The sequence below is a fragment of the Thermomonas sp. genome (genome assembly GCF_035369645.1).
Classification (GTDB): domain Bacteria; phylum Pseudomonadota; class Gammaproteobacteria; order Xanthomonadales; family Xanthomonadaceae; genus Thermomonas.
The window spans coordinates 1-2,743 of the sequence record NZ_DAOOUM010000089.1 but is presented as its reverse complement, the minus strand read 5'-3'; the positions used below and the strand labels follow the sequence as shown (position 1 = coordinate 2,743).

Here is a 2,743-nt window from a genome sequence, read left to right as displayed (position 1 = left end):
ACGGTCAGCGGAATGGGGGCCATGATCACCAGCGGCACCAAATAACTGCGGAACTGCGCCACCACCAGCAAGTAGATCAGCACCATGCCGGCAGCATAGGCAATGCCCATGTCGCGGAATGTTTCATAGGTGATCTGCCATTCGCCATCCCATTTGATCGCATAGCTGCTGGTATCGGCAGGTTGGGTGATGAAGGTTTGCGCCAGCGTTTGTTCCGCCACATGGGAGTGACGCAACTGACTGACGATGTCGAACATGCCGTACAGCGGACTGTCGAGTTTGCCGGCTTCATCGGCCATCACATACACCACCGGCAGGCCATCCTTGTGATGGATCGCGCCATCCCACGTGGCCTGCTGCACGCGCACCAACTCAGACAACGGCACCAATTGCCCTTGCTGCGAACGCACCTTCAATGCAAGCACACCCGCCAGCGATGCCTGATCTTGCACGGGCAACCGTAGCCGCACCGGGCGCGGATATTTCGATGCGCCATCGTGGATGTAAGTCGCATCCAGCCCTGCCACGCCCATCGCGATGGCATCGGCAATCGCCGCCTGCGGCACACCCAGGCGCGCGGCGCGTTCACGATCAATCACGATGTGCTCACGCGGCGCATTGGTCTCCACGCTGGTGTCGATATCCACAATGCCGGGGGTGCGGGCGAAATGCTGCTGTTGCAGTGCCAAGGCCAGCTTGCGCTGGCCGGCGTAATCCGGGCCGTACACCTCGGCCACCAATGGCGAGAGCACCGGTGGGCCGGGCGGCACTTCCACCACTTTTACCGAGGCTCCGTAATTCGCACCGATCTTCGCCAGCATCGGCCGCATCGCCAGCGCGATCTCGTGACTCTGGCGGCCGCGCTGGTGCTTGTCGACCAGATTGACTTGCAGATCCCCCACGTTATTGCCGCTGCGCAAAAAATATTGGCGCACCAAGCCGTTGAAATTGATCGGTGCTGCGGTGCCTGCATAGCCTTGGTAGTTCAGCACTTCCGGCACGCTATCAAGCTTGGCGGCAAGCTCGGTCAGCAGCGCATTCGTTTGCTCCAAGGTGCTGCCTTCGGGCATATCCACAACCACTTGCACTTCAGACTTGTTATCCAACGGCAGCATCTTCAACACCACCAGCTTGAAGACGGCAAGCGACGCCGACAGCAATACCAAGCCCAGCATCGACGCAAATAGCAATGCCCGTTTTTTGCCTGCTTGCTCGCCTTTCAAAAACGGCGACATCACCCGTTCGAACAGACGGTGCAGCCAGCCTGCTTGTTGCGCTTCGTGGGACTGTTCGGCATGTTCGCTTTGCCCATGCCGCGCCAGCAGCTTCAACGACAACCATGGGGTGACGATCAAGGCAATCGCCAGCGACAGCAACATACCCACCGAAGCATTGATCGGGATCGGCCGCATGTACGGGCCCATCAAACCAGACACAAAGGCCATCGGCATCAGCGCGGCAATCACGGTGAATGTCGCCAAAATGGTGGGACCGCCGACTTCATCCACGGCGGGCGGGATGGCTTCGATCAGCGATTTGCCATCGCGTGCCATATGCCGGTGGATGTTTTCCACCACCACGATCGCATCGTCCACCAAAATGCCGATGGAAAAAATCAGCGCGAACAAAGACACCCGATTAAGGGTGAAGCCCATCATCTTCGACGCGAACAGGGTGACCGCCAGCGTCAGCACCACCGCGCTGCCCACCACGATCGCTTCGCGCCAGCCCAGCGCGAACAGCACCAGCAGCACCACGCTACCGGTGGCGAAGATCAGTTTCTGGATGAGCTTTTGCGCCTTGTCGCTGGCGGTGGCACCGTAGTCGCGGGTGATCTCGACATGCACATCCTCCGGGATGATCTCGCCTTTCAATTGCGCGACGCGTTTTTCGATTGCGCGGGTGATGTCCGACGCATTGCTGCCCGGCTTTTTCGCAATCGCAATCGTCACCGCGGGCGCCGTTCCCGTCTTAGGGCCCATGCGTCCGGCGGGCGCGCCGAACCATACGTATTGCGACGCGATGTCGCCGCGCGCTTCGATCCTGGCCACGTCCGACAGCAGCAGCGGTTTTCCGCCCTGGCTGCCGATCACCAGATTGGCCACATCCTCTGCATTGGCCAGGTAGCTGCCCGCGGTGACCGGCACGGCACCTGCGCTGGCGTCGATGCGCTCACCGGGCTGATGCACCAAATTAGCGGCTTGCAGGGCTTGCGCAAGGTCATTACTGGTCATGCCGTAAGCGGCAAGCTTGGCCGCATCCAGCGTCACCAGCACGCTGCGGCTGGGCGCGCCGATGGTGTAGATGTCACGCGTACCGGGAATGCGCTTGAGGTCAGCTTCGAGCGTATGCGCCACTTCCGCCAGCGCCATGGCGTCGCCGTGCGCGGCGTCGCTCCACAGGGTGAGCGCCATCACCGGCACGTCGTCGATTCCCTTGGGCTTGACGATGGGCTGGCCGACGCCCACGCGCTGCGGAAGAAAATCCCCGTTCGAAAAGACCTGGTTGTACAGGCGCACCAGCGCCGGTTGCCGCGCCACGCCCACTTCGAACTCGACGGTGAGCACGGACATGCCGGGGCGGCTGATCGAATAGACATGCTTGACGCCTTCGATTTCCGAAAGCTTCTGCTCCAGCGGCGTGGACACCCATTGCTCCACGTCGCGGCTGCTGGCGCCGTCGAACGGGACGATGACGTTGGCCATGGTGACGTCGATCTGCGGCTCTTCCTCGCGCGGGGTGA

1 protein-coding gene is annotated in these 2,743 nt (G+C 61.4%); it reads right to left on the bottom strand.

The window, feature by feature from the left end; translation table 11 throughout:
- Positions 1–2,743: efflux RND transporter permease subunit (locus PK789_RS11575; protein WP_324308972.1), on the bottom strand; the 2,743-nt coding region annotated here is incomplete at both ends.